Below are 21,271 nucleotides of genomic sequence, written 5' to 3'. Positions count from 1 at the left end.
CTAGACGTCTAGATATCCAGGAATCGGACGTCCTTGGCGTTGCGCTGGATGAAGGAGCGGCGCTGCTCGACGTCCTCGCCCATGAGGATCGAGAAGATCTCGTCGGCGTGCGCCGCGTCGTCCAGGGTGACCTGCAGCATCAGGCGCTGGTCCGGATCCATGGTGGTCTCCCACAGCTCCTTGGCGTTCATCTCGCCGAGACCCTTGTAGCGCTGGACCGGGTTCTCCTTCGGCAGCTTCTTGCCGGCCTCCTGGCCGGCCCGCAGCAGCGCGTCCCGCTCGGAGTCGGAGTACACGAACTCGTGCTCGTGCGGCTTGTTCCAGCGCAGCCGGTAGAGCGGAGGCTGTGCCATGTAGACGTAGCCGCCCTCGATCAGCGGGCGCATGAAGCGGAACAGCAGCGTGAGCAGCAGGGTGTTGATGTGGTGGCCGTCGACGTCGGCGTCCGCCATCAGCACGACCTTGTGGTAGCGCAGCTTCTCGATGTCGAACTCTTCCTGGATGCCGGTGCCCAGCGCGGAGATGATCGACTGGACCTCCTGGTTGCCCAGGACCTTGTCGATGCGCGCCTTCTCGACGTTCAGGATCTTGCCGCGGATCGGAAGGATCGCCTGGATCCGCGGGTCGCGGCCCTGACGTGCCGAGCCGCCGGCGGAGTCGCCCTCGACGATGAAGACCTCGCACTCGGACGGGTTGGTCGACTGGCAGTCCGACAGCTTGCCGGGCAGGCCGCCCCCGCCGAGCAGGCCCTTGCGGCTGCGCGCGAGGTCACGCGCCTTGCGCGCGGCCATGCGCGCGGTCGCGGCGGCCTGGGCGCGGCGCACGATGTCCTTGCCCTCGGTCGGGTTCTGCTCCAGCCAGGCGCCGAGCTGGTCGTTGACGATCCGCTGCACGAAGCCCTTGGCCTCGGTGTTGCCGAGCTTGGTCTTGGTCTGGCCCTCGAACTGCGGCTCGCCGAGCTTGACCGAGATGATCGCGGTCAGGCCCTCGCGGATGTCGTCGCCCGAGACCCGGTCCTCCTTCTTCTTGATCAGGCCCCACTCCTCGCCCCAGTTGTTGACCAGGGAGGTCAGCGCCGCACGGAAGCCCTCCTCGTGCGTGCCGCCCTCGTGGGTGTTGATCGTGTTCGCGAAGGTGTGGACCGACTCGTTGTACGAGACGTTCCACTGCATCGCGACCTCGAGGCTCATGTGGTTCTCGACGGTGTCGGGCGTCTCGGCCTCGAACGAGATGATCGTCGGGTTCGCCGCCTGCTTCTTGCGGTTGATGTGCTCGACGTAGTCGACCAGGCCGCGCTCGTACTTGAAGACCTGCTCGATGCCGCCCGCCTCGCCGCGCTTAATCTCGTCGGGGCGCTGGTCGACCGCGTCGTCGACGGTGTCGTCCTCGACGGCGTCGACGATCTCGTCCGCGGCCGGCCGCTCGTCGCGGACGACGATCTCGAGGCCCTTGTTGAGGAACGCCATCTCGCGGATGCGGGAGGTGATCGTCTCGAGGGAGTACGTCGTGGTCTCGAAGATGTCGGGCGAGGCCCAGAACGTGATCGCGGTGCCGGTGGCCTCGCCGTCCTCCATCGGCCGCACCTCCTCGAGGTCGCCGTCCGGCACGCCCACGCTGAAGCTCTGGCGCCACAGGTGGCCACGGTTCTTGACCTCGGCGAGGACCCGGGTCGACAGCGCGTTGACGACCGAGACGCCGACGCCGTGCAGACCACCGGAGACCTTGTAGCCGCCGCCGCCGAACTTGCCGCCCGCGTGCAGCACCGTGAGGGCGAGCGTCAGGGCGGGGAGCTCCTGGCCCGGGGCGGTCCCGGTCGGGATGCCGCGGCCGTTGTCCTCGACCCGGACGCCGCCGTCGGGCTGGAGGGTCAGCACGATCCGGTCGCAGTGGCCGGCGAGCGCCTCGTCGACCGCGTTGTCCACGATCTCCCAGATCAGGTGGTGCAGGCCGCGCTCACCGGTCGAGCCGATGTACATGCCGGGGCGCTTGCGGACCGCCTCGAGGCCCTCGAGGACCTGGATCGCGGAGGCGTCGTACTCGGTGTCGACCCGGTTGGCGGGTACGTTCGCCGCCACTTCCGCCTCGGGGGCGGTGGTCTCGTCCGGCTCGACGGGATTGACGTCGCTCACGCGTACCTCTTCTGCGGCTGTGGACCTGTCGTGACATGGAGATGGCCGCAGCACCAGGGCTGGACGGCCATCGGCCATGATAGCCCTCTGCGGGCCGGATTCCACGTGTGCGCCTCCACAGGAGGGGTGTCTGTGGAGGAAATCGGGCCACACGGGCCCCGTGAGCGCGTCTCCGAGCGCCCAGGAGGGGTGCGGACAGGGCCCGGTATGGTCGCGGGGCCGCTGGGACGCCTCAGGCAGCCTCCTGACGACCCGGGGTGTGGCTAGCCGTAGGTGTCGCGCGGTCCGCGCCCGTCGCGCACCGAGCGAGGGCCCTTCTTCCAGGTCGGCAGGTGCGGCCCGAGGACGTCGATCACGGTCACCGTGCCGTGGCCGAGCTCCTCGTTCAGGCGGCGTACGACGGTCGGCGCGAGGAGCCGCAGCTGGGTGGCCCAGGCCGTGGAGTCGGTGCGGACCACGAGCCTGCCGTCGGCGAACGACTCGGGGGTGCAGTGCGCCGCGACCTCGTCGCCCACCAGCTCGGCCCAGCGGCCGAAGACGCCGTGCACGCGCAGGTCCAGCTCCCAGCCGTGGTCAGCGACCAGCCGCCCGAGGGTGCTGTCCAGGAGCTGGGGGTCGCGGTCGTCGGGGTGCGCACCGGTCACCCGGCCCCGCGCCGGCCTGTCCTTCTTGCGCGGCCGGTTGCGTGCGGCCGGGGTCGACTTCGCGGTCGCGCGGGTGATCGCCTTCGCCAGGTCGAGACCGTCGTCCTGGCGCTCGACCGCCGGCTCCTCCGGGTCACTCACGGGTGACCTCCCCGCCGGCGACCCGGTAGCGGACGCCGGCCAGCGCCTCGGGCACGTCGGCGCCGACCGCCGCGGTCACCAGCACCTGCTCGGCACCGGCGACCAGGTCGGCGAGCTGTGCGCGGCGCTCGGTGTCGAGCTCGGCGAACACGTCGTCGAGGATCAGGATCGGGTCGTCGCCGTCGGCGCGGAGCAGGTCGTACGACGCGAGCCGCAGGGCGAGCGCGAACGACCACGACTCCCCGTGCGAGGCGTAGCCCTTCACCGGGAGCTCGCCCAGCCGCAGCAGCAGCTCGTCGCGGTGCGGGCCCACGAGGGAGACGCCCCGGTCCACCTCGTCGGGACGGCGCCGCTCCACCTCGGCGAGCAGCGCCTCGGTGAGCTCGTCGTGGCCGGTACGCCCCTCCAGGTCGAACGACGGCTTGTACTCGATGTCGGCGTCGTCGCGGGTCGCGCCCCGCGCGACGGTCTCGTACGCCTTGCCGACGTACGGCCGGAGGGCGTCGACCAGCGCGAGACGCTCGGCGAGCAGCTCGGCGCCGGTGCGCGCGAGGTGGTCGTCCCAGACGCCGAGGGTGTCGAGGGCCCCGCGGCTCATCCGCGCGGTCTTGAGCAGGGAGTTCCGCTGCCTGAGCACCCGGTCGTAGTCGGCACGGACCCCCGCCAGACGCGGCGTGCGCAGCACCAGCAGGTCGTCGAGGAGCTTGCGACGGTCGGACGGGTCGCCCTTCACGAGCGTGAGGTCCTCCGGCGAGAACACCACCGTGCGCACCAGGCCGACCAGCTCGCGTGCCCGGGGCAGCTGCGAGCGGTTGATCCGGGCCCGGTTCGACTTGCCCGGGTTGAGCTCGACCTCGAGCACCGCGGTCCGCCCGTCACGGACGACGGCCGCCCGCACGACGGCCTGGTCGGCGCCGGCGCGCACCAGTGGCGCGTCCGAGGCGACCCGGTGCGACGCGAGCCGCGACAGGTAGTCGATGGCCTCGACGAGGTTCGTCTTGCCCTGACCGTTGCGACCGATGAACGCGGTCACGCCCGGCGACAGCTCCACGTCCGCCGCGACGTACGAACGGAAGTTGTGCAGGGTCAGGTGCGAGACGTACACGAACGGGTCACGGCGCTGGGTGGGCGTCGCCGCCGACCGGCGGCTCGGTGTGGACGGCGTGGCCGCCGAACTGGTTGCGCATCGCGGCGATCGCCTTCATCGCGGGGCTGTCGTCCTGACGCGAGGTGAAGCGCGCGAACAGGGACGCGGCGATGACGTTCATCGGCACGGCGTTGTCGATCGCCGCCTCGACGGTCCACCGGCCCTCGCCGGAGTCCTCGGCGTAGCCGGCGATCTTGTCGAGGTGGGTGTCCTCCTCGATGGCGGCGACCAGCAGGTCGAGCAGCCACGAGCGGATGACCGTGCCGGAGCGCCACGAGTCGAACACCTCGGTGACGTTGTCGACGAGGTCGACCTTCTCGAGCAGCTCCCAGCCCTCGGCGTAGCTCTGCATGATGGCGTACTCGATGCCGTTGTGGACCATCTTCGCGAAGTGCCCGGCGCCCGGCTTCTTGCCGGCGTGCACGAAGCCGCCCTCCTCGGGCTTGAGCGCGTCGAAGGCCGGCTGGATCTTCGCGACGTCGGCGTCGGAGCCGCCGCACATCAGCGCGTAGCCGTTCTCCAGGCCCCAGACCCCGCCGGAGACGCCGCAGTCGACGAAGCCGATGCCCTTCTCGGCCAGCTGCGCGGCGTTCGCCTGGTCGTCGGTCCACTTCGAGTTGCCGCCGTCGACCACGAGGTCACCGTCGCCGAGCAGCTCGCCCAGCTCGCGGATCGTGTCCCGGGTCGGGTCGCCGGCCGGCACCATCACCCACACCACCTTGGGTGAGGGGAGCTGGTCGACCATTGCCGCGAGGCTGTCCGCGTCTGCCAGGTCGGGGTTGCGGTCGTAGCCGACGACCGTGTGCCCGGCGTTGCGCAGCCGGGTGCGCATGTTGCCGCCCATCTTGCCGAGACCGACGAGTCCAAGTTCCATACCGCGACCCTAGCCCTGTGGGTGACGCCTCAGGAGAGCAGGCGGCGCGGCATCAGCAGGTAGCGGAACGCGGGGTCGGTCTCCCCGTCCGCCACCGAGCCGCTGATCACGACCGGCTTGGAGGCCTGCGTGAACGCGAGCTCGACGACCTGCTGCTCGATGGCGGTGAGCCCGTCGAGGAGGAACTGCGGGTTGAACCCCGTGGTGATGTCCTCGCCGTTGATGCTCGCCTCGATCGACTCCGATGCCTGGGCCTCGTCGCCGGAGCCGGCGTCCAGGGTCAGCACGCCGTCGCTGAACGCGAGCTGGACCGCCGTGTTGCGCTCCGCGACGAGCGAGACGCGCTTGACCGACTCGATCAGCGCGGCGCGGTCGACCAGGGCCGTGGTCTGGTGCTCGCTCGGGAAGAGGCTGCGGACCTTCGGGAACTCGCCGTCGAGGAGGCGGGTCGTCGTACGGCGCAGACCGCCCGGCGCGTGCCCCTCGAAGCCGATGATCCCCTCGCCGCTGCCGGTGCTCGCCAGCGCGATGGTCACCTCGCCGCCCGCCGTCAGCGACTTGGCGGTGTCGCCTAGCACGCGGGCCGGGACCAGCGCGGCCGCGGACTCGTCGGGAGTGCGCGGGCTCCAGTCGAGCTCGCGGTGCGAGAGGCGGAAGCGGTCGGTGGCGAGCAGCGAGATCGTCGAGCCGTCGATCTCGATGCGGACGCCGGTCAGCACCGGCAGCATGTCGTCACGGCCCGCGGCCGTGACCGCCTGGGCGACGGCGTGGGCGAACGCCTCGCTCGCCACCGTCCCCGTCGCGGCCGGCATGTCCGGCAGGCTCGGGTAGTCCTCGACGGGCATCGTCTGGAGGCTGAACCGGGCGGAGCCACAGGTGAGCGAGACGCGGGCACCGTCGAGCACCATCTCGACCGGCTTCGCGGGCAGGCTGCGGCAGATGTCGGCGAGCAACCGACCGCTGACCAGGGCACGGCCCTCGTCGCTGACCTCGGCGGCGAGGGTGGCTCGCGCGGAGGTCTCGTAGTCGAAGGTGGAGAGCACCAGGCCCTCGTCGGTCGCCTCGATGAGCAGACCGGCCAGGACGGGGACGCTGGGGCGTACCGGGAGGCTGCGGGCAGCCCACGCGACGGCATCGGCCAGGACGTCGCGCTCGACGCGGAACTTCACGATGGTTCCTTCGGTTCTGTCGGAACTACGGGTCAGGAACTACAGATCTCGGGAGAAATCTTGGGATGCGCATCCTGCCATGCAGCGGGGACGTCCGGGAGTTGTCCCCAGGAAGGGGCCCGGGTGGATGTTCACGGGCGATCGAGATGTCTAGAGGTAGGTCGGAGTAATAGGAGCGGTGGAATCTGTGGATAACCACTGTTTCCGCAGGTCAGGTGCGGTTCGTCCGGTGCACAGTGATTGTGGAACGACAAATGAACGACTCGGCGATCGTGTGGAGGCGGCGGTGCGCGCATCGGTGTTCGGACCGCTCGTCCACAGCTTCTCCCGCGGCGAGTGACGGCCACCCACAGGTCGTCCACAGCTGGGGAACGACACGGATCGGGCCGATCGGGCCGACGTCAGGCCTGGCGGGCCTGCAGCTTGACCCGGTTGGTGAGCTCGCTGACCTGGTTGAAGACGGCACGGCGCTCGGCGAGCAGCTGGTTGATCTTCCGGTCGGCGTACATCACCGTCGTGTGGTCGCGGTTGCCGAACTGGGCGCCGATCTTGGGCAGCGACAGGTCGGTGAGCTCGCGGCAGAGGTACATCGCGATCTGACGGGCCATCACCAGGTGCCGGCCGCGGCTGGGCCCCGTGAGCTCTTCGATCGAGAGCCCGAAGTACGCCGCGGTCTGGGCGATGATCAGCGCGGCGGTGATCTCCGGCTCGCCGCCCTCGGGGATCAGGTCCTTGAGGACGATCTCGGCCAGGGTCATGTCGACCTCCTGGCGGTTGAGGTTCGCGAAGGCGGTGACCCGGATCAGCGCACCCTCGAGCTCGCGGATGTTGGTCTGGATCTTCGACGCGATGAACTCGAGCACGTCCGGCGGCGCGGTGAGCCGGTCCATCGCGGCCTTCTTGCGCAGGATCGCGATCCGGGTCTCGAGGTCGGGCGGCTGAACGTCGGTGATGAGGCCCCACTCGAACCGGTTGCGCAGCCGGTCCTCGAGCGCCTCCAGCCGCTTGGGCGCGCGGTCCGAGGTGAGCACGATCTGCTTGTTGGCGTTGTGGAGGGTGTTGAACGTGTGGAAGAACTCCTCCTGCGTCTGGGTCTTCCCCTCCAGGAACTGGATGTCGTCGATCAGCAGCACGTCGACGTCGCGGTAGCGGCGCTTGAACCGGTCCTGCCGGTCGTCGCGGATCGCGTTGATGAACTCGTTGGTGAACTCCTCGCTCGACACGTAGCGCACCTTGGCGCCGGTGTAGAGGGAGCGGACGTAGTGACCGATCGCGTGCAGGAGGTGGGTCTTGCCGAGTCCCGAGTCGCCGTAGACGAGCAGCGGGTTGTACGCCTTGCCCGGCGCCTCCGCGACGGCGACGGCGGCCGCGTGGGGGAAGCGGTTGGACGAGCCGATGACGAAGGTCTCGAACGTGTACTTGGGGTTGAGGCGGGTCTCGAGCGCGTTCGCGGGGCGGGCACCGGAGTCGCTCGGCAGCGACGCCGCCGGCACGGGTGCGGGGGAGACGGTCTCCACCTCATTTGTCGACATGTCGCTTTCTTGACTTGTCGACGGATCGGTGAGGTCCGCGGGCGCCGGGGCGGTGACCAGCTCCTCGAGCTGGGGGTTCACCGTCACCGCGATCCGGATCTCGCGACCGAACCTCACGGTGAGCGCGTCCTCCAGCTGGGCGCGCAGCCGGCCCTCGAGCTGGTTGCGGGTGAAGTCGTTGGGGACCGCGACGATCGCGGTGCTCTCGTGCAGGGTCACCGGTTCGCTGGCGCGCAGCCAGGCCCGCTGGTTCGGTTGGAGGTCGTCCACCACGCCTCGCCACGCGATGCTGAGGTCCGAGGTGCTCTGCTCCACCGTTCCCACTTCCTAGGTTGTCTCGGCCGTTCGAAGGGCCTTATCGTCGCCGGTCGCTCCGACTTGCGCAGGAGAACCGGCCAGCCGTTCGAGGCCAGTCGCTTCCACAACTTTGTCCACAGGTTGTGAACCCGACCCTCGCCTTGTGGAAAGAGCCGGTCCGAGACCGCGCGACGGGCGCATCGGAGAGGTGTTTTCGCAGGTCAGCGTGGCTTTGCCAGGGATGTGGCGGCGGTCACACGTGGTGCGGATCCGGTGCGGTCCGAGGGGCGGCGGGGAACCTCGGTAGCCGCGAACGTAACAACTCGCCTACGGCTGCGGCAACCCGTCATCCACAGGCCGACCCGGACCTGGTCGACGTCGGTTTGACCCTGTGGAATCCCAGCGCGTACCGTTGCTCGGTCACCCGGTGTCGACCGGTGCCGCATGTCCACGACAGAGCAGTGCCCAGAGCTTGAACCCAGCTCGAATCTGGGCGCTGGTTCGTGGGCGCGCGGTGCCAGCCGAAAGGCTCTGATAGCACCGTGCCGCTCCGGCCCGGCGTGACTGCCCTGACAACACCATGGAGAGAAGCCCATGAGCAAGCGCACGTACCAGCCGAACAACCGCCGCCGTCACAAGGTGCACGGCTTCCGCCTGCGTATGCGCACCCGTGCGGGCCGCGCGATCCTGTCCTCGCGCCGCCGCAAGGGCCGCAAGAGCCTCGCTGTCTGACGGCCCAGCCGGCCGGACCCAGGTCAGCCGCGTGCTGTCCTCGGCTCACCGCCTGACCGACGGTGCCTCGTTTCGTGAGGCGACCCGCAAGGGTCGCCGTAGCGGAGCGCGCACCGTCGTGGTGCATCTGGCGAGCGATCCGTCGCTCACCGAGACGCCGCGCGTGGGCTTCGTGGTCAGCAAGGCCGTGGGGAACTCCGTCACTCGCAACCGCGTGAAGCGCCGACTGCGACACCTGGCCCGGGAGCACCTCTCGTCGCTCCCGGGCTCTGCTGTGCTCGTGGTCCGGGCGCTGCCCGCAGCCGCCACCGCGTCGTACGCGGAACTCGGCGCCGATCTCGAGCGTTGCCTTCGTCGGGTGCGTGCGGAGGTGAGTGGATGAGGTACGACCCGGTGCGCTACCTGCTGATCGGGTTCCTGCGCGCCTATCGACTGCTCATCAGCCCGCTCTACGGGCAGGTCTGCCGCTATCACCCGTCCTGCTCGGCGTACGCGCTCCAGGCGGTGACCGAGCACGGTAGCGTGCGCGGGTCGTGGCTGTCCGCGCGCCGGCTGGCGCGGTGTCACCCCTGGGCCGCCGGTGGCTACGACCCGGTGCCCGATCGATCTTCCCGCCCGCGAGCGGGCTCATCTCCCTCACCCCAGCAAGGAGCCTGATCCGTGGGAATCCTCGGCGACATCGGCCACCTGATCATGACGCCGCTGTACTACGTCATCTCTGCCGTCCTGGTGGGGTGGCACTGGTTGTTCAGCGAAGTCCTCCAGATGGACCCCAACGCGGGCGGCACCTGGGTGCTGTCGATCATCGGCCTCACGATCACGGTGCGCGCCGCGTTGATCCCGCTGTTCGTCAAGCAGATCAAGTCCAGCCGGAACATGCAGCTGATCCAGCCGAAGGTGAAGGAGCTGCAGAAGAAGTACGGCCACGACCGTGAGCGTCTCGCCCAGGAGACGATGAAGCTGTACAAGGACAGCGGGACCAACCCGTTCGCCTCGTGCCTGCCGATCCTGATCCAGATGCCGATCTTCCTGGCGCTGTTCCGGCTGCTCGACCACCACGCGGCCAACGGCGACGGGATCCACTTCCTCACCGACGAGCTCGCGAAGAGCTTCGGCGAGTCCGAGCTCTTCGGGGTCGTGCCGCTGAGCGCGACGTTCCTCGACAACGGCGGCTCCGCCGCGGTGCAGCTCGTCGCGGCCCTGCTCGTCGTCGCGATGACCGCGACCACGTTCACCACCCAGCGCCAGCTGATGAGCAAGAACATGCCGGCCGACGCGCTGTCCGGGCCGTACGCCCAGCAGCAGAAGATCCTGCTGTACGTCCTCCCGGTCGTCTTCGCCGTCGGTGGCATCGCCTTCCCGATCGGTGTGCTCTTCTACTGGACCACCTCGAACATCTGGACGATGGGTCAGCAGTTCTACGTGATCCGCAACAACCCCGCCCCGGGGACCTCGGCCGCCAAGGCGAAGGAGGACCGGGACCGGGCGAAGGCCCTGAAGCACGGCAAGGCGCCCGCCGCGGAGGTCGTGGCCGAGGTCGAGGAGCCGACCGAGCGCCGGCCGCAGCAGCGCCAGCAGCCGAAGAAGCAGTCCCGAGAGCAGCGTAAGAAGTCCAGCGGGCCGCGTCCCGCCACGGATCAGAGTCCCGAGGGGGAGCAGCAGTGAGTGACGAGGCAGTGACCGACGCCGTGGAGACGGCCACGCAGGACGACGCGCCCACCTCGCGCGTCGAGCAGCTCGAGCAGGAGGGCGACATCGCCGCCGACTACCTCGAGGAGCTGCTCGACATCGCCGACCTGGACGGCGACCTGGACATGGACGTCGAGGGCGACCGCGCCGCGGTGTCCATCGTGGGTGCGGACCTGAACCAGCTGGTCGGCGCGAAGGGCGAGGTCCTCGACGCGCTGCAGGAGCTGACCCGGCTGGCGGTCTACCGGGAGACGGGTGAGCGGTCGCGGCTGATGCTGGACATCTCCGGCTACCGCGCCGAGAAGCGTGAGGAGCTCGTCAAGCTCGCCGACGCGACCGTCGCGCAGGTGAAGGAGACCGGCGAGTCGGTCTCGCTCAGCGCGATGTCGCCCTTCGAGCGCAAGGTCGTTCACGACGCGGTCGCCGCGGCGGGACTGACCTCGGAGTCCGAGGGCGTCGAACCGCGTCGCTACGTGGTGGTCCTCCCGGCGTGATGGCCCCATGAACGATGTTTCACGTGAAACACCCTCCGCGCCCGACGTGGCGCGGAGGGTGTTTTCGTCTGAGCGCCTTCCGCTGGCCGAGCGCTATGCGGAGCTGTTGGCGACCGAGGGCGTGGTGCGTGGGCTGATCGGGCCGCGTGAGGCCCCGCGGTTGTGGGATCGGCACCTGGTCAACTGTGCGCTGCTGGCTGACCTCATTCCTCAGGACGCCACCGTGTGTGACATCGGGTCCGGTGCCGGCCTGCCCGGCCTGGTGCTGGCGATCGCACGGCCGGACCTCGCGGTGACGCTCGTCGAGCCGCTGCTGCGCCGGACCACCTTCCTGGAGGAGGTGGCGGTCGCGCTGGACCTGGGCACGGTCGAGGTCGTGCGCGGCCGCGCGGACGCGATCCACGGAGAGCGCCGGTTCGACGTGGTCACCTCGCGCGCGGTCGCGCCCCTGGAGCGGCTGCTCGGTTGGTCGATGCCGCTGGTGGCGCCAACCGGTGCCCTGGTAGCAATGAAGGGGAGCTCGGTCGCCGAGGAGATCGAGACGGCGCGGGACGAGCTCGCCAGGTGGGGCTGCGCGTCGCCGGAGGTGCTCGAGCTCGGGGCCGACGGCGAGATCTCCCCCACTCTGGCGCTACGAGTGGCCTGGGCCGATCCGGCCCAGGTATCTTGGCCGCTTCCGCCCTCGCGAAGCGGTGGACCATCGAAGAAGCGTGCGAGCCGCAAGGGCGGCCGATCGAACCGGAGGCGTCAGGCGTGACCGAGTTTTCCACCGGTGAAGGCCTGCCCCCTGAGCGTGGTTTTCCACAGACCGACCCAGTTCATCCACAAGCGGGGGATAACGACCCCGCCGCCGATGTTTCACGTGAAACGGCGTTCCGGGTGCGTACCGCCGAGGACATCGCGGTAGCCGCACCGGACTTCGACCACGATCCCGGCACCCCGCTGGCGAAGGCCGCGGAGCACACGGTCCTGGCCCGGCACGGCGCTCGGCTGCGTCCGCCGCTGGACCGGCCGTCGGCGACCCGGATCTTCGTGGTCGCGAACCAGAAGGGTGGGGTCGGCAAGACCACCTCGACCGTGAACGTGGCCGCCGCGCTCGCGCAGCTGGGCCAGCGCGTGCTCGTCGTCGATCTCGATCCCCAGGGCAACGCGTCCACGGCGCTCGGGGTGGAGCACCGCCGCGGCGTCCCCTCGACCTACGACGCCCTCGTGGACGGCGTGCCGCTCGAGGAGGTGTCCAGCCCGAGCCCCGAGTCGGAGAACCTGTTCGTGGTGCCCGCCACCATCGACCTGGCCGGCGCCGAGATCGAGCTGGTCTCCGTCGTCGCACGTGAGAGCCGCCTGCGCAAGGCGATCCACGGCCACCCGCTGGTCGGCACCGCCGAGGAGGCGGGGGAGGACCGGTTCGACTACGTGCTCGTCGACTGCCCGCCCTCGCTGGGCCTGCTGACGCTGAACGCGTTGGTGGCCGGCAACGAGATGATGATCCCGATCCAGGCGGAGTACTACGCGCTCGAGGGCCTCGGCCAGCTGCTCGAGACCGTGGAGATGGTCCGCGCGCACCTGAACCAGGGACTCGACGTCTCCACGATCCTCGTGACGATGTACGACGCCCGCACCCGCCTGGCGGCCGGTGTCGCGGACGAGGTGCGCGAGCACTTCGGCGACCAGGTGCTCAAGACGTTCATCCCGCGCTCGGTGCGGGTCTCGGAGGCCCCGTCGTACGGCCAGACGGTGATGACCTACGATCCCGGATCACCGGGAGCGCTGTCCTACCTCGAGGCCGCGCGCGAGATCGCCACCAAGGGAGCGCCCAGCAGATGAACGCCGCCAACCGCCCGCCGCAGCGCCGCGGGCTCGGCCGGGGCCTGGGCTCCCTGATCCCGACCGGTCCCGCCGACGAGGGCGGGCCGTCCGTCGACACCGCTCCGGACCAGGGCGACCTGACGCCGGTGGCCGGTGCGTACTTCGCCGAGGTCCCGGTCGGTCAGATCACGCCGAACCGCGTGCAGCCGCGCCAGGTCTTCGACGAGGAGGCGATGGCCGAGCTGGTCCACTCGATCCGCGAGATCGGCGTGCTGCAGCCGATCGTGGTGCGCAAGCACGGGCCGGAGGAGTTCGAGCTGGTCATGGGCGAGCGCCGCTGGCGCGCGTCCCAGGCGGCCGGGCTCGAGGCGGTGCCCGCGATCGTCCGGGAGACCGACGACCTGGACATGCTCCGCGACGCCCTCCTGGAGAACCTGCACCGCTCGCAGCTCAACCCGCTGGAAGAGGCCGCGGCCTACCAGCAGATGCTCGACGACTTCGGCTGCACCCACGAGGAGCTCGCCCAGCGGATCGGCCGCTCCCGTCCGCAGATCAGCAACACCCTCCGGCTGCTCAAGCTCACCCCCGCCGTGCAGCGCCGGGTCGCCGCCGGCGTGCTCTCGGCCGGCCACGCTCGCGCGCTGCTCGCGATCGACGACTCGGACCTGCAGGACCGTCTCGCCCAGCGGGTGGTCGCCGAGGGCATCAGCGTGCGGGGTCTCGAGGAGATCGTCGCGGTCCGTGACCCCGACGCACCGGCACCGCGCGCGACCCGGGCCAAGCCGGTGGCCCCCGGGCTCTCCGACCTCGCCGAACGACTGTCGGACCGCCTCGAGACCCGGGTCAAGGTCGACCTGGGCCGGGCCAAGGGCAAGATCACCGTCGAGTTCGCGACCTTGGACGACCTCCAGCGGATCGTCGACATCATGGACCCGCGGGACCGGGACGACCGTCCGATCTAGGTCGATGAACCGATAAGTCGGTTTGTCGACTTATCGCCCAGTCTCTTTATTGGCACGACGCTCGGCTCGCCTGCGGCGCTCCTCGGTGTCGAGCCGGGCCGCCTCGTCCAGCGTGGGCGCCGCGCCGCCGTACGACGCCGGGAGCCACCAGGAGCCGGGGGGCTGCTCGGCGTCGGGGTAGGCGCGGATCGTCGCGTCGAGCAGGTCGGTCATCACCGCGTGCAGCTGCGCCGTCTCGGCGACCGGGTCGGCCCCGGTCGGGTGCATCGGCGCACCGACGCGGATGGCGATGGTCTTGCCGCGCGAGAAGTCGCGGGGGTGGTCCTTGGTGATCAGCCGTTGGGTGCCCCAGAGGATGACCGGGACGAGCGGGACCCCGGCCTCGGCAGCGATCCGGACGGCGCCGGTCTTGAACTCCTTGAGCTCCATCGCCCGCGAGATGGTCGCCTCCGGGAAGATGCCGACGGCCTCGCCGGCGCGGAGGTACTCCACCGCGGTGCGCGCCGACGCCTCGCCGGCGCCGCGGTCGACCTCGATGTGGTGCATCGAGCGCATCAGCGGGCCGGAGAGCTTGTGCGCGAACAGCTCGCGCTTGGCCATGAACCGCACGCGGCGGCGCGACGGGTTCGCAGCCAGACCGCCGTAGATGAAGTCGACGTAGCTGATGTGGTTGCACGCGAGCAGCACTCCGCCCTCGCGCGAGACGTGCTCCGTGCCGGTCATGTCGAAGCGCTGGCCGAGCAGGCGGAACGCCGTCTTGGCGGTGCCGATGACCGGGGGGTAGGTGAGGTCGCGCATGCCGTCAGCGCCTGGTCGCCAGGAACTCAGCGATCCTGCCGATCGCTTCCTCCAGGACGTGCACGTCGGGCAGCGTGACCAACCGGAAGTGGTCCGGTCGCGGCCAGTTGAAGCCGGTGCCGTGGGTGACCAGGATCTTCTTGGCGCGCAGCAGGTCGATCACGAACGTCTCGTCGTTCTCGATCGGGTAGACGTCCGGGTCGAGCCGCGGGAAGCAGTAGAGCGCACCGCGCGGAGCCACGTTGCTGACGCCGGGGATCTCGTTGAGCAGCCTGCTGGCGAGCATGCTCTGCTCGTAGAAGCGGCCGCCGGGCACGATCAGCTCCTCGACAGACTGATAGCCGCCCAGGGCGGTCTGGATGGCGTGCTGCGCGGGCACGTTGGCGCACATCCGCATGTTGGCCATCAGGGTGAGGCCCTCGAGGAAGTCCTCCGCGACCTCCTTCGGCCCGGAGATCATCACCCAGCCGGCGCGGTAGCCGCAGACCCGGTAGGCCTTCGAGAGCCCGCTGAAGGTCAGGCAGAGCACGTCGTTGCCGGCGTACGTCGCCGCGTGGTGGTGCACCGCGTCGTCGAAGATGATCTTCTCGTAGATCTCGTCGGCGAAGACGACCAGCTCGTGCCGGCGGGCGATGTCGATGAGGCCCTTGACGGTCTCCTCGCTGTAGACCGCGCCGGTGGGGTTGTTGGGGTTGATGATCACCAGGCCGTGGGTGTTCTCGGTGATCTTGGCCTCGATGTCGGCGAGGTCCGGGTTCCAGCCGTTGCTCTCGTCGCACACGTAGTGCACGGCCGTGCCGCCGGAGAGCGTGACGGCGCCGGTCCACAGCGGGTAGTCCGGCGCCGGCACCAGGATCTCGTTGCCGTCGTCGAGGAAGGTCTGCAGGACCATCGTGATCAGCTCGGAGACGCCGTTGCCGATGAAGATGTCCTCGACGTTGACGTCGCGCAGCCCGCGGCTCTGGTAGTACTGCGCGACCGCGGTGCGCGCCGGGTAGATGCCCTGGCTGTCGCTGTAGCCCTGCGAGTCGGGCAGGTGGTGCACGATGTCGGCCACGATGGCCTCGGGAGCGTCGAACCCGAACGGTGCGGTGTTGCCGATGTTGAGCTTCAGGATGTGGTGACCCTCGGCCTCGAGCCGCTGTGCTTCGACGAGGATCGGCCCACGCACGTCGTACCGGACGTTCTGCAGCTTCTTGCTCTGTCGGATCTTGCGCACGCCGCCATCCTCGCAGGCCGGTGCCTACCATGGCTCATGGGTTCCGTCTCGCGGGAGGTGAGATGTCACGCAAGATCGTCCGGCTGACCCTGGACCACCTCGCCGCGTTCGAGACGCCCTGCCGCTCCTGCCTGTTCTGGGAGCTCGACCCGGTACGCCGCGAGCGCGTGGGCGATCCGACCGCGGAGAAGGACGCCTGGGTCTCGGAGGTCCTGCGCGAGTGGGGCTCGTGTGGACGGGTGGCGCTGGTCGACGACGTGCCGGTGGGCTACCTGGTCTACGCCCCCGAGGCGTTCGTGCCGGGGGCCGCGGCCTTCCCCACCGCCCCGGTCTCGCCCGATGCGGTGCTGCTGACCACGGCGTACGTCGATCCCGCGTGGCAGGGCGGCGGGCTGGGCCGGATGCTCGTGCAGGGCATGGCGCGCGACCTCATCAAGCGTGGGGACGTGGGCGCGGTGGAGGCCTTCGGCGACGCCCGCGGCCGGACCGGCCGGTGCGTGGTGCCGGTCGACTTCCTGGGCGGTGTGGGCTTCAAGACGCACCGGCCGCACCCGACGAGCCCCCGGATGCGGATGGAGCTCCGCACGACGCTCACCTGGCGCGACGAGGTCGACGCCGCGCTCGACAAGGTCCTGGGAGCACTGAGGCCCGCGCCGAAGTCGACGCGGGCCTCACGGGCTCAGAACTAGCGTTTCGGCGCGGAGCGCCTCAACGTCGGTGACGGGTGCTCGGACCTCGCAAGCTCAGTCCGAGCCCGCACCTCAGACCAGGTCCTCGAGCTCCTTGAGGAGAGCGGCCTTCGGTCGGGCACCGACGATGGTCTTCACGACCTCGCCGCCCTGGTAGACGTTGATCGTCGGGATGCCGGTGACCCGGTAGTTCGACGGGGTGACCGGGTTCTCGTCGACGTTCATCTTGAGGAAGGTGATCTTGTCACCGTGGGTCGAGGCGATCTCGTCGAGGATCGGGGCGACCTGGCGGCACGGGCCGCACCACTCCGCCCAGAAGTCCACGAGGACCGGCTTGTCGGACTTGAGGACCTGCGCGTCGAACTCGGCGTCGGTCACAGCGTTGATGTTGCCCACGGATGATTCCCTTCTTCGGTGAACTCTGAGGTCTGATCACAGTCAACAGCAGGCCGGGGGCGCTTGTTCCCCGGCGCGCTGGGTGATCTCGAGCGGACGCGTGACGGGTCTCGACACGCCCACCGTCAGTCGGTCCGCTGGCGCGTTCCGGCTACGCCCCGGCGGTCTGGACTGCTTCGGTGACCATCTCGGCGTCGGCGCGGTCCTGGGCGTCCCGCGGACCGGACGCGGCGTGGTCCAGCTCGGCCAGGTAGCGCTCGGCGTCCAGCGCGGCCGCGCAGCCGGTCCCGGCGGCGGTGATCGCCTGGCGGTAGTGGTGGTCGACCAGGTCGCCGGCGGCGAAGACGCCGGGCAGGTTGGTGCCGGTCGAGGGGTGGGTGACGACGACGTACCCGTTCTCGTCGAGGTCGACCTGGCCGGGGAGCAGCTCCGAGCGCGGGTCGTGGCCGATGGCGATGAACAGTCCGGTGGCCGGCAGGTTGCTGGTCTCGCCGGTGACGGTGTCCTCGAGCGTCAGCGACTCGAGCCGGTCGGCGCCGTTGATCTCGGCGACCTTGGAGTTCCAGATGATCTCGAGCTTGGGGTCGGCGAACGCACGCTCCTGCATGATCTTCGAGGCGCGCAGCTCGTCGCGGCGCACGATCAGCGAGACCTTGGAGCCGAACCGGGTCAGGAACGTCGCCTCCTCGATCGCGGAGTCGCCGCCGCCGACGACAGCGATGTGCTGGTCGCGGAAGAAGAAGCCGTCACACGTCGCACACCACGAGACGCCGCGGCCGGAGAGCTCCTCCTCGCGCGGCAGGCCCAGCTTGCGGTAGCCCGAGCCCATCGCCAGGATCACCGCACGAGCCTGGAACGTGTCGGTGGCGGTCTTCACGACCTTGACGTCGCCGGTGAGGTCGACCTCGACGACGTCGTCGGCCACCAGCTCGGCGCCGAAGCGCTCGGCCTGGGCGCGCATCTCGTCCATCAGGGCCGGGCCCATGATGCCGTCGCGGAAACCGGGGAAGTTCTCCACCTCGGTGGTGTTCATGAGCGCGCCACCGGCGGTCACGGAGCCCTCGAAGACGAGGGGCTTCAGGTTCGCGCGGGCGGTGTAGAGGCCGGCGGTGTACCCGGAGGGGCCGGAGCCGATGACGATGACATCACGGACGTCGGACATGGATCAGGGCTCTCCTCGGATCGGGTTGCGGTCAGCGACCAGTACAACCGATCGTAGGCGAGGAATCTTCCCGGCTACGGGGCGGGCAGGGTGATCGACCGGGTGGGCTTCGACCGGCCGCAGAGGTACAGGTCGACGACCTGGGACTCGCCCTGGGGCGCCCGGTAGACCAGCCAGCCCCGATCCCCGTCGTACGTCACCGAGACCACGCGACCCGGCCCGGTCGGCGCGAACTCGCACCGCACGTCGTAGCTCAGGCCCCCGGAGTCGGTGCCATCGGAGTCGTACTCCTCCTGCGCCTCGGCTGTGGCGGACGACAGGGTCACCCCCGGGAGCGTGGCCCGCAGCGCGATCGCCTGCCTGGCGAGGTCGTCCCGGCCCAGGCGAGCGCGGGCCTCGCGCCACTGGAGCTCGCCGCGCGCCCGGGCAGCGTCGTCGTCGGCCGGCGACTCGGGGGCCGACTCGAGCGCGGTCGAGGGGACCGAGCCGGCGTCCGCCTCGGCGGCCGAGCTGTCTCCGCTGCCGTCGGCGCCGCCCATGGACATCCCGGACCAGTCGACCTGGTTGATCCCGATGCCGACGACGACGACCGCGGCGGCGGCCAGGACCCAGGAACGGACCCGGCGCCGGCGCAGGAGCGCGGCGTGGTCGACCGGCGCCGTCGGCGCCTTGTCCTCCCGCAGGTCGGCGATCACCCCGTCGAGCCGGGCGGCGACGTCGTCGGGCATCGGCTCGTCGTGCCGGGCCTCGGCCAGCAGGCGTCGGACCTGGTCCTCGTCGGTCATGGGTGTTCACCTCCTCGGGAGTCGGGTAGGCGGTCGGGTGGGCGGGTGGTCACGCGGGGGTCGGTGGCCCGCGCGGGGCATCGTCGGATTCGACGGGCGCGGGCGGGACCGGGTTCCGAGGTACGACGTGGTCCGCCTCACTCGAGCCGTCGGCGAGCAGCGGGCCGAGCAGCTCCGCGAGCCGGGCGCGGCCGCGCGAGCAGCGCGACTTCACCGTGCCCACGGCGCAGTCGAGCATCGCGGCGGCCTCGGCGACGGGGTACCCCTCCATGTCCACCAGCACCAGGGCCGCCCGCTGCTCGGCGGGCAGCTCGCCCAGCGCGTCGAGGACGAGCCGGCGCCGCTCCTCGCGGACCGACAGGTCGGCGGGATCCTCGGCGGCGGGCGTCGCGGCCGCGAGCGAGCCGCGGTCGCGGTACTCCTCGAGGTCGTCGGGCAGCACCTCGGTGCGGCGTACCTTCGCGGCGCGGATGCGGTCGAGGCAGGCGTTGACGACGACACGGTGCAGCCAGGTGGTCACCGCGGCGTCGCCGCGGAACGTGCCGGCCCGGCGGTACGCCGCCACCAGGCCGTCCTGGAGCCCGTCGGCGGCATCCTCGCGGTTGCCCATCGTGCGCAGCGCGACCGCCCAGAGCCGGTCGCGGTGCCGGTGGAAGAGGATGCCGAACGCGTCCGGGTCACCGTCGACGTGGGCGCGCAGCAGGTCGTGGTCGGTGGGTTCGGTGCTCATCCGCGGACCGTGATCTCGGCGACCTCGCCGCGGAAGCCGTCTGAGACGGCGGGGATCGACGTCAGCCAGAGCGTGAGGAAACGGCCGCTGACGGGCGCGTCCAGGGTGATCCGGGCGCGGGTGGTGTCGGCGGTGCCGGTCGCGGCGGGCTCGAGGCCCTGGATCGCGGTGGGCGCCTCGTCGGTGACGTAGATCGAGAAGCTGGTCGGCTCGCCCACGAACGTCAGGTCGACCGCGGCCACGTCGTGGACCTCGCCGAGGTCGAGGAGCAGCCCGACGCCGGTCTTCAGGCCGCCGGGCCCGAGGTTCTGGAGGTACGTCGCCGTTCGCCACGTCGTGGCCGGGTCGCCGTCGACCGCCAGGGGTGCGAGCTCGGGGTTCTCGTCGGGCGGCTCGCCCTGCGGGTCGAAGTCGGTCGCGGTGACGCCCTCGAGGGGCTGCGGGTCGACTGCCGCGCTGCTCGTGGGAGCCGAGGGGGACGAGGCCGTGTCGTCGTCGGGCACCGCACCGAGCGGGGTCCGGCCGCGGCCGAGGTTGTAGGCGACCACGATCCCGACCAGCAGGATCAGGCAGGCGGCGATCACCGCGGCCAGCCGCAGCCAGTTCCGGCCGGGGACCTCCTCCTCGGGAGCCTCGGCGCCGGCAGCGACCGGAGTCGTGCCGGTGCCGGGGTCGCCGAACGGCCAGTACTCGGCGGCCGGGGTCGCCGAGGCCGGGTTGCGTGGCGTCCGGGTGGCGTCGGACGCCGGGGCGAACAGCGGCCGCTCGGGCGGCTCCTCGAACGGCGGCGGAGGCGGCGCGGCCTCGGCCCGGGCGGTGATCCACGAGACGTCGTCGTTCTCGTCGTCGAAGATCGGCAGCCCGGCCTGGGTGGGCTGGTCGACGGGGGCCGGGGGCTCCTCCGGCGCCGGCTCGGGCTCCGGTGCCGGCTCGGGCGCCGGTGCAGGCTGCGCCACGGGCTCGGGCTCGCGGACCGGCGGGTCGGGGATCGCCGGCAGCGTCACGGTCGCCTCGGTGTCGCGGTGCCCGGCAGCCGCCTCAGCAGCGGCCAGCCCCGTCGGGTCGCCGACGAACGCGGAGAGGTAGTCGCCGATGCCCTGGGCGGTGGCCAGGTCGTGGGTCTCGCGCAGCCGGTCGCCCCAGGCGCCGGCGTACGGGTTCACGACCTCGTCGCACAGCGCGTCGAGCGAGCGCGGGATCCCGGCGCGGACCCGGCGCGGGCGCAGCACCTGGCCGCCCTCGATCGGCGCCGGCGGGAGCGCGGACTGGGTGCCGGGCCACTTGCCGGTGAGGGAGCAGTAGAGCAGCCCGCCGAGGTCGGCCACGTCGGCCGACACCCGGCCCGGCCCGAGCCCGTGCATCGCGGCGTCGACCGCGAAGCCGATCAGCCGCACGGACCCGGAGTGGTCGACCAGGACGTTCTCGGGGATCAGCCGTCCATGGGCCACCCCGGCCTCGTGGCCGACCGCGATCGACGCCGCGACCTCGGAGACCAGCCAGGCGGCCCGGCGCGGACCGAGCGGCCCGCCGCTGGCGAGCATGATGTCGAGCGAGTCGCCCGAGCCCCACTCGTTGACGACGTAGCAGAGGCCGTCTGCCCGGTCGGCGTCGAGCACCCTCAGCAGCCGCCGGTCGTGGACGGTCGCCGAGCGCCGCGCGGCCTCGAGCAGCGCGTCGGCGCGCTCGTCGTCGGCGGGGATCACGTGCAGCGCGACGTGCCGCTCGAGCACCCGGTCGTGGGCTCGCCAGAACCGGCCGCCCCCGCTCTCCGTGAGCAGGTCGACCAGGCGGTACCGGTCGGCGAGCACGTCGCCGGGCCGGATCGAGCTCGGCACGCAGCTCCCCTCGTCCGCTTCCCCGTCCACGGTCATCGTAG

At 70.8% G+C, this 21,271-nt stretch carries 22 protein-coding genes; 9 read left to right on the top strand and 13 right to left on the bottom strand.

The window, feature by feature from the left end; all coding sequences use genetic code 11:
- Positions 1-8: 8 nt before the first annotated feature.
- The 6 genes from gyrB to dnaA all read right to left on the bottom strand — a co-directional run bounded on the left by gyrB (position 9) and on the right by dnaA (position 7,960).
- Positions 9-2,129 carry a DNA topoisomerase (ATP-hydrolyzing) subunit B gene (gene gyrB / locus MJ604_RS10635; protein ID WP_374458348.1) on the bottom strand — a complete coding sequence of 707 codons (2,121 nt, stop codon included), beginning with the start codon at positions 2,127-2,129 and terminating at the stop codon, positions 9-11.
- Between the two features lie 263 nt (positions 2,130-2,392).
- Positions 2,393-2,914, bottom strand: a complete 522-nt coding sequence (locus tag MJ604_RS10630) for a DUF721 domain-containing protein (protein WP_243058310.1) — start codon at positions 2,912-2,914, stop codon at positions 2,393-2,395.
- Entirely contained in the window at positions 2,907-4,019 is a 1,113-nt protein-coding gene (gene recF, locus MJ604_RS10625) for a DNA replication/repair protein RecF (RefSeq protein ID WP_243058309.1), read from the bottom strand. Before recF ends, MJ604_RS10630 begins: the two co-directional genes overlap by 8 nt.
- A 7-nt stretch (positions 4,020-4,026) precedes the next feature.
- Positions 4,027-4,935: a phosphogluconate dehydrogenase (NAD(+)-dependent, decarboxylating) gene (gene gnd / locus MJ604_RS10620; protein ID WP_243058308.1), complete on the bottom strand. Its 909-nt coding sequence runs from the start codon at positions 4,933-4,935 to the stop codon at positions 4,027-4,029.
- Positions 4,936-4,964: 29 nt separating this feature from the next.
- The gene (gene dnaN, locus MJ604_RS10615) at positions 4,965-6,104 is read right to left on the bottom strand and encodes a DNA polymerase III subunit beta (RefSeq protein ID WP_243058307.1); all 1,140 of its coding nucleotides are present in this window, start codon (positions 6,102-6,104) and stop codon (positions 4,965-4,967) included.
- 401 nt (positions 6,105-6,505) lie between these two features.
- Positions 6,506-7,960 carry a chromosomal replication initiator protein DnaA gene (dnaA, locus tag MJ604_RS10610; RefSeq protein WP_374458347.1) on the bottom strand — a complete coding sequence of 485 codons (1,455 nt, stop codon included), beginning with the start codon at positions 7,958-7,960 and terminating at the stop codon, positions 6,506-6,508.
- A gap of 567 nt (positions 7,961-8,527) precedes the next feature.
- Between dnaA and rpmH the strand changes: the two genes are divergently transcribed.
- The 8 genes from rpmH to MJ604_RS10570 all read left to right on the top strand — a co-directional run bounded on the left by rpmH (position 8,528) and on the right by MJ604_RS10570 (position 13,616).
- The gene (gene rpmH, locus MJ604_RS10605; protein ID WP_011758123.1) at positions 8,528-8,665 is read left to right on the top strand and encodes a 50S ribosomal protein L34; all 138 of its coding nucleotides are present in this window, start codon (positions 8,528-8,530) and stop codon (positions 8,663-8,665) included.
- Between the two features lie 31 nt (positions 8,666-8,696).
- Positions 8,697-9,047, top strand: coding sequence for a ribonuclease P protein component (rnpA, locus tag MJ604_RS10600; RefSeq protein ID WP_243058306.1), 351 nt, complete (start codon positions 8,697-8,699; stop codon positions 9,045-9,047).
- Positions 9,044-9,322 carry a membrane protein insertion efficiency factor YidD gene (gene yidD, locus MJ604_RS10595; protein WP_243058305.1) on the top strand — a complete coding sequence of 93 codons (279 nt, stop codon included), beginning with the start codon at positions 9,044-9,046 and terminating at the stop codon, positions 9,320-9,322. The genes rnpA and yidD overlap by 4 nt, the downstream gene beginning before the upstream one ends.
- 3 nt (positions 9,323-9,325) lie before the next feature.
- Positions 9,326-10,330, top strand: a complete 1,005-nt coding sequence (yidC, locus tag MJ604_RS10590; RefSeq protein WP_308194130.1) for a membrane protein insertase YidC — start codon at positions 9,326-9,328, stop codon at positions 10,328-10,330.
- 11 nt (positions 10,331-10,341) lie between these two features.
- A complete protein-coding gene (locus MJ604_RS10585) occupies positions 10,342-10,848 on the top strand; it encodes a R3H domain-containing nucleic acid-binding protein (RefSeq protein WP_243058677.1) in 507 nt (168 codons plus the stop codon).
- Between the two features lie 7 nt (positions 10,849-10,855).
- Positions 10,856-11,605 (top strand): 16S rRNA (guanine(527)-N(7))-methyltransferase RsmG, encoded by a 750-nt coding sequence (gene rsmG / locus MJ604_RS10580; protein WP_243058304.1) that lies wholly within the window; start codon positions 10,856-10,858, stop codon positions 11,603-11,605.
- Between the two features lie 122 nt (positions 11,606-11,727).
- Positions 11,728-12,672: a ParA family protein gene (locus MJ604_RS10575; protein WP_308194129.1), complete on the top strand. Its 945-nt coding sequence runs from the start codon at positions 11,728-11,730 to the stop codon at positions 12,670-12,672.
- On the top strand, positions 12,669-13,616 hold the full coding sequence (locus MJ604_RS10570; protein WP_243058303.1) for a ParB/RepB/Spo0J family partition protein: 948 nt from the start codon (positions 12,669-12,671) through the stop codon (positions 13,614-13,616). The genes MJ604_RS10575 and MJ604_RS10570 overlap by 4 nt, the downstream gene beginning before the upstream one ends.
- 30 nt (positions 13,617-13,646) lie before the next feature.
- Here the strand turns inward: MJ604_RS10570 and MJ604_RS10565 are convergent, their stop codons facing one another.
- Positions 13,647-14,414: a 1-acyl-sn-glycerol-3-phosphate acyltransferase gene (locus MJ604_RS10565; RefSeq protein ID WP_243058302.1), complete on the bottom strand. Its 768-nt coding sequence runs from the start codon at positions 14,412-14,414 to the stop codon at positions 13,647-13,649.
- Positions 14,415-14,418: 4 nt separating this feature from the next.
- Positions 14,419-15,633 carry a pyridoxal phosphate-dependent aminotransferase gene (locus tag MJ604_RS10560; protein WP_243058301.1) on the bottom strand — a complete coding sequence of 405 codons (1,215 nt, stop codon included), beginning with the start codon at positions 15,631-15,633 and terminating at the stop codon, positions 14,419-14,421.
- A gap of 62 nt (positions 15,634-15,695) precedes the next feature.
- On the opposite strand from MJ604_RS10560, the gene MJ604_RS10555 reads away from it, so the two are divergent.
- The gene (locus MJ604_RS10555; RefSeq protein ID WP_243058300.1) at positions 15,696-16,322 is read left to right on the top strand and encodes a GNAT family N-acetyltransferase; all 627 of its coding nucleotides are present in this window, start codon (positions 15,696-15,698) and stop codon (positions 16,320-16,322) included.
- Between the two features lie 72 nt (positions 16,323-16,394).
- Here MJ604_RS10555 and trxA read toward each other — a convergent pair whose 3' ends face one another.
- From trxA to MJ604_RS10530, 5 genes are all read right to left on the bottom strand, one after another.
- Complete coding sequence (gene trxA / locus MJ604_RS10550) at positions 16,395-16,718, bottom strand: thioredoxin (protein WP_308043123.1); 324 nt, start codon at positions 16,716-16,718, stop codon at positions 16,395-16,397.
- A gap of 151 nt (positions 16,719-16,869) precedes the next feature.
- The gene (trxB, locus tag MJ604_RS10545) at positions 16,870-17,880 is read right to left on the bottom strand and encodes a thioredoxin-disulfide reductase (protein ID WP_243058299.1); all 1,011 of its coding nucleotides are present in this window, start codon (positions 17,878-17,880) and stop codon (positions 16,870-16,872) included.
- Positions 17,881-17,954: 74 nt separating this feature from the next.
- A complete protein-coding gene (locus MJ604_RS10540) occupies positions 17,955-18,665 on the bottom strand; it encodes a hypothetical protein (RefSeq protein WP_243058298.1) in 711 nt (236 codons plus the stop codon).
- Positions 18,666-18,714: 49 nt separating this feature from the next.
- Positions 18,715-19,395 (bottom strand): RNA polymerase sigma factor SigM, encoded by a 681-nt coding sequence (sigM, locus tag MJ604_RS10535; RefSeq protein WP_243058297.1) that lies wholly within the window; start codon positions 19,393-19,395, stop codon positions 18,715-18,717.
- A complete protein-coding gene (locus MJ604_RS10530) occupies positions 19,392-21,266 on the bottom strand; it encodes a protein kinase family protein (RefSeq protein ID WP_243058296.1) in 1,875 nt (624 codons plus the stop codon). The genes sigM and MJ604_RS10530 overlap by 4 nt, the downstream gene beginning before the upstream one ends.
- Between the last annotated feature and the right edge of the window lie 5 nt (positions 21,267-21,271).

Source organism: Nocardioides sp. SR21 (assembly GCF_022761125.1).
Lineage (GTDB): Bacteria > Actinomycetota > Actinomycetes > Propionibacteriales > Nocardioidaceae > Nocardioides.
This window is presented reverse-complemented; position numbering and strand designations above follow the sequence as displayed.

Bases quoted from the DNA above. Each gene is read 5' to 3' on its own strand.
- trxB (WP_243058299.1), bottom strand. From the start codon at position 17,880: ATGTCCGACGTCCGTGATGTCATCGTCATCGGCTCCGGCCCCTCCGGG.
- MJ604_RS10565 (WP_243058302.1), bottom strand. From the start codon at position 14,414: ATGCGCGACCTCACCTACCCCCCGGTCATCGGCACCGCCAAGACGGCG.
- sigM (WP_243058297.1), bottom strand. From the start codon at position 19,395: ATGAGCACCGAACCCACCGACCACGACCTGCTGCGCGCCCACGTCGAC.
- MJ604_RS10570 (WP_243058303.1), top strand. From the start codon at position 12,669: ATGAACGCCGCCAACCGCCCGCCGCAGCGCCGCGGGCTCGGCCGGGGC.
- MJ604_RS10555 (WP_243058300.1), top strand. From the start codon at position 15,696: ATGTCACGCAAGATCGTCCGGCTGACCCTGGACCACCTCGCCGCGTTC.
- MJ604_RS10530 (WP_243058296.1), bottom strand. From the start codon at position 21,266: ATGACCGTGGACGGGGAAGCGGACGAGGGGAGCTGCGTGCCGAGCTCG.
- rsmG (WP_243058304.1), top strand. From the start codon at position 10,856: ATGAACGATGTTTCACGTGAAACACCCTCCGCGCCCGACGTGGCGCGG.
- MJ604_RS10540 (WP_243058298.1), bottom strand. From the start codon at position 18,665: ATGACCGACGAGGACCAGGTCCGACGCCTGCTGGCCGAGGCCCGGCAC.
- yidD (WP_243058305.1), top strand. From the start codon at position 9,044: ATGAGGTACGACCCGGTGCGCTACCTGCTGATCGGGTTCCTGCGCGCC.
- gnd (WP_243058308.1), bottom strand. From the start codon at position 4,935: ATGGAACTTGGACTCGTCGGTCTCGGCAAGATGGGCGGCAACATGCGC.
- rpmH (WP_011758123.1), top strand. From the start codon at position 8,528: ATGAGCAAGCGCACGTACCAGCCGAACAACCGCCGCCGTCACAAGGTG.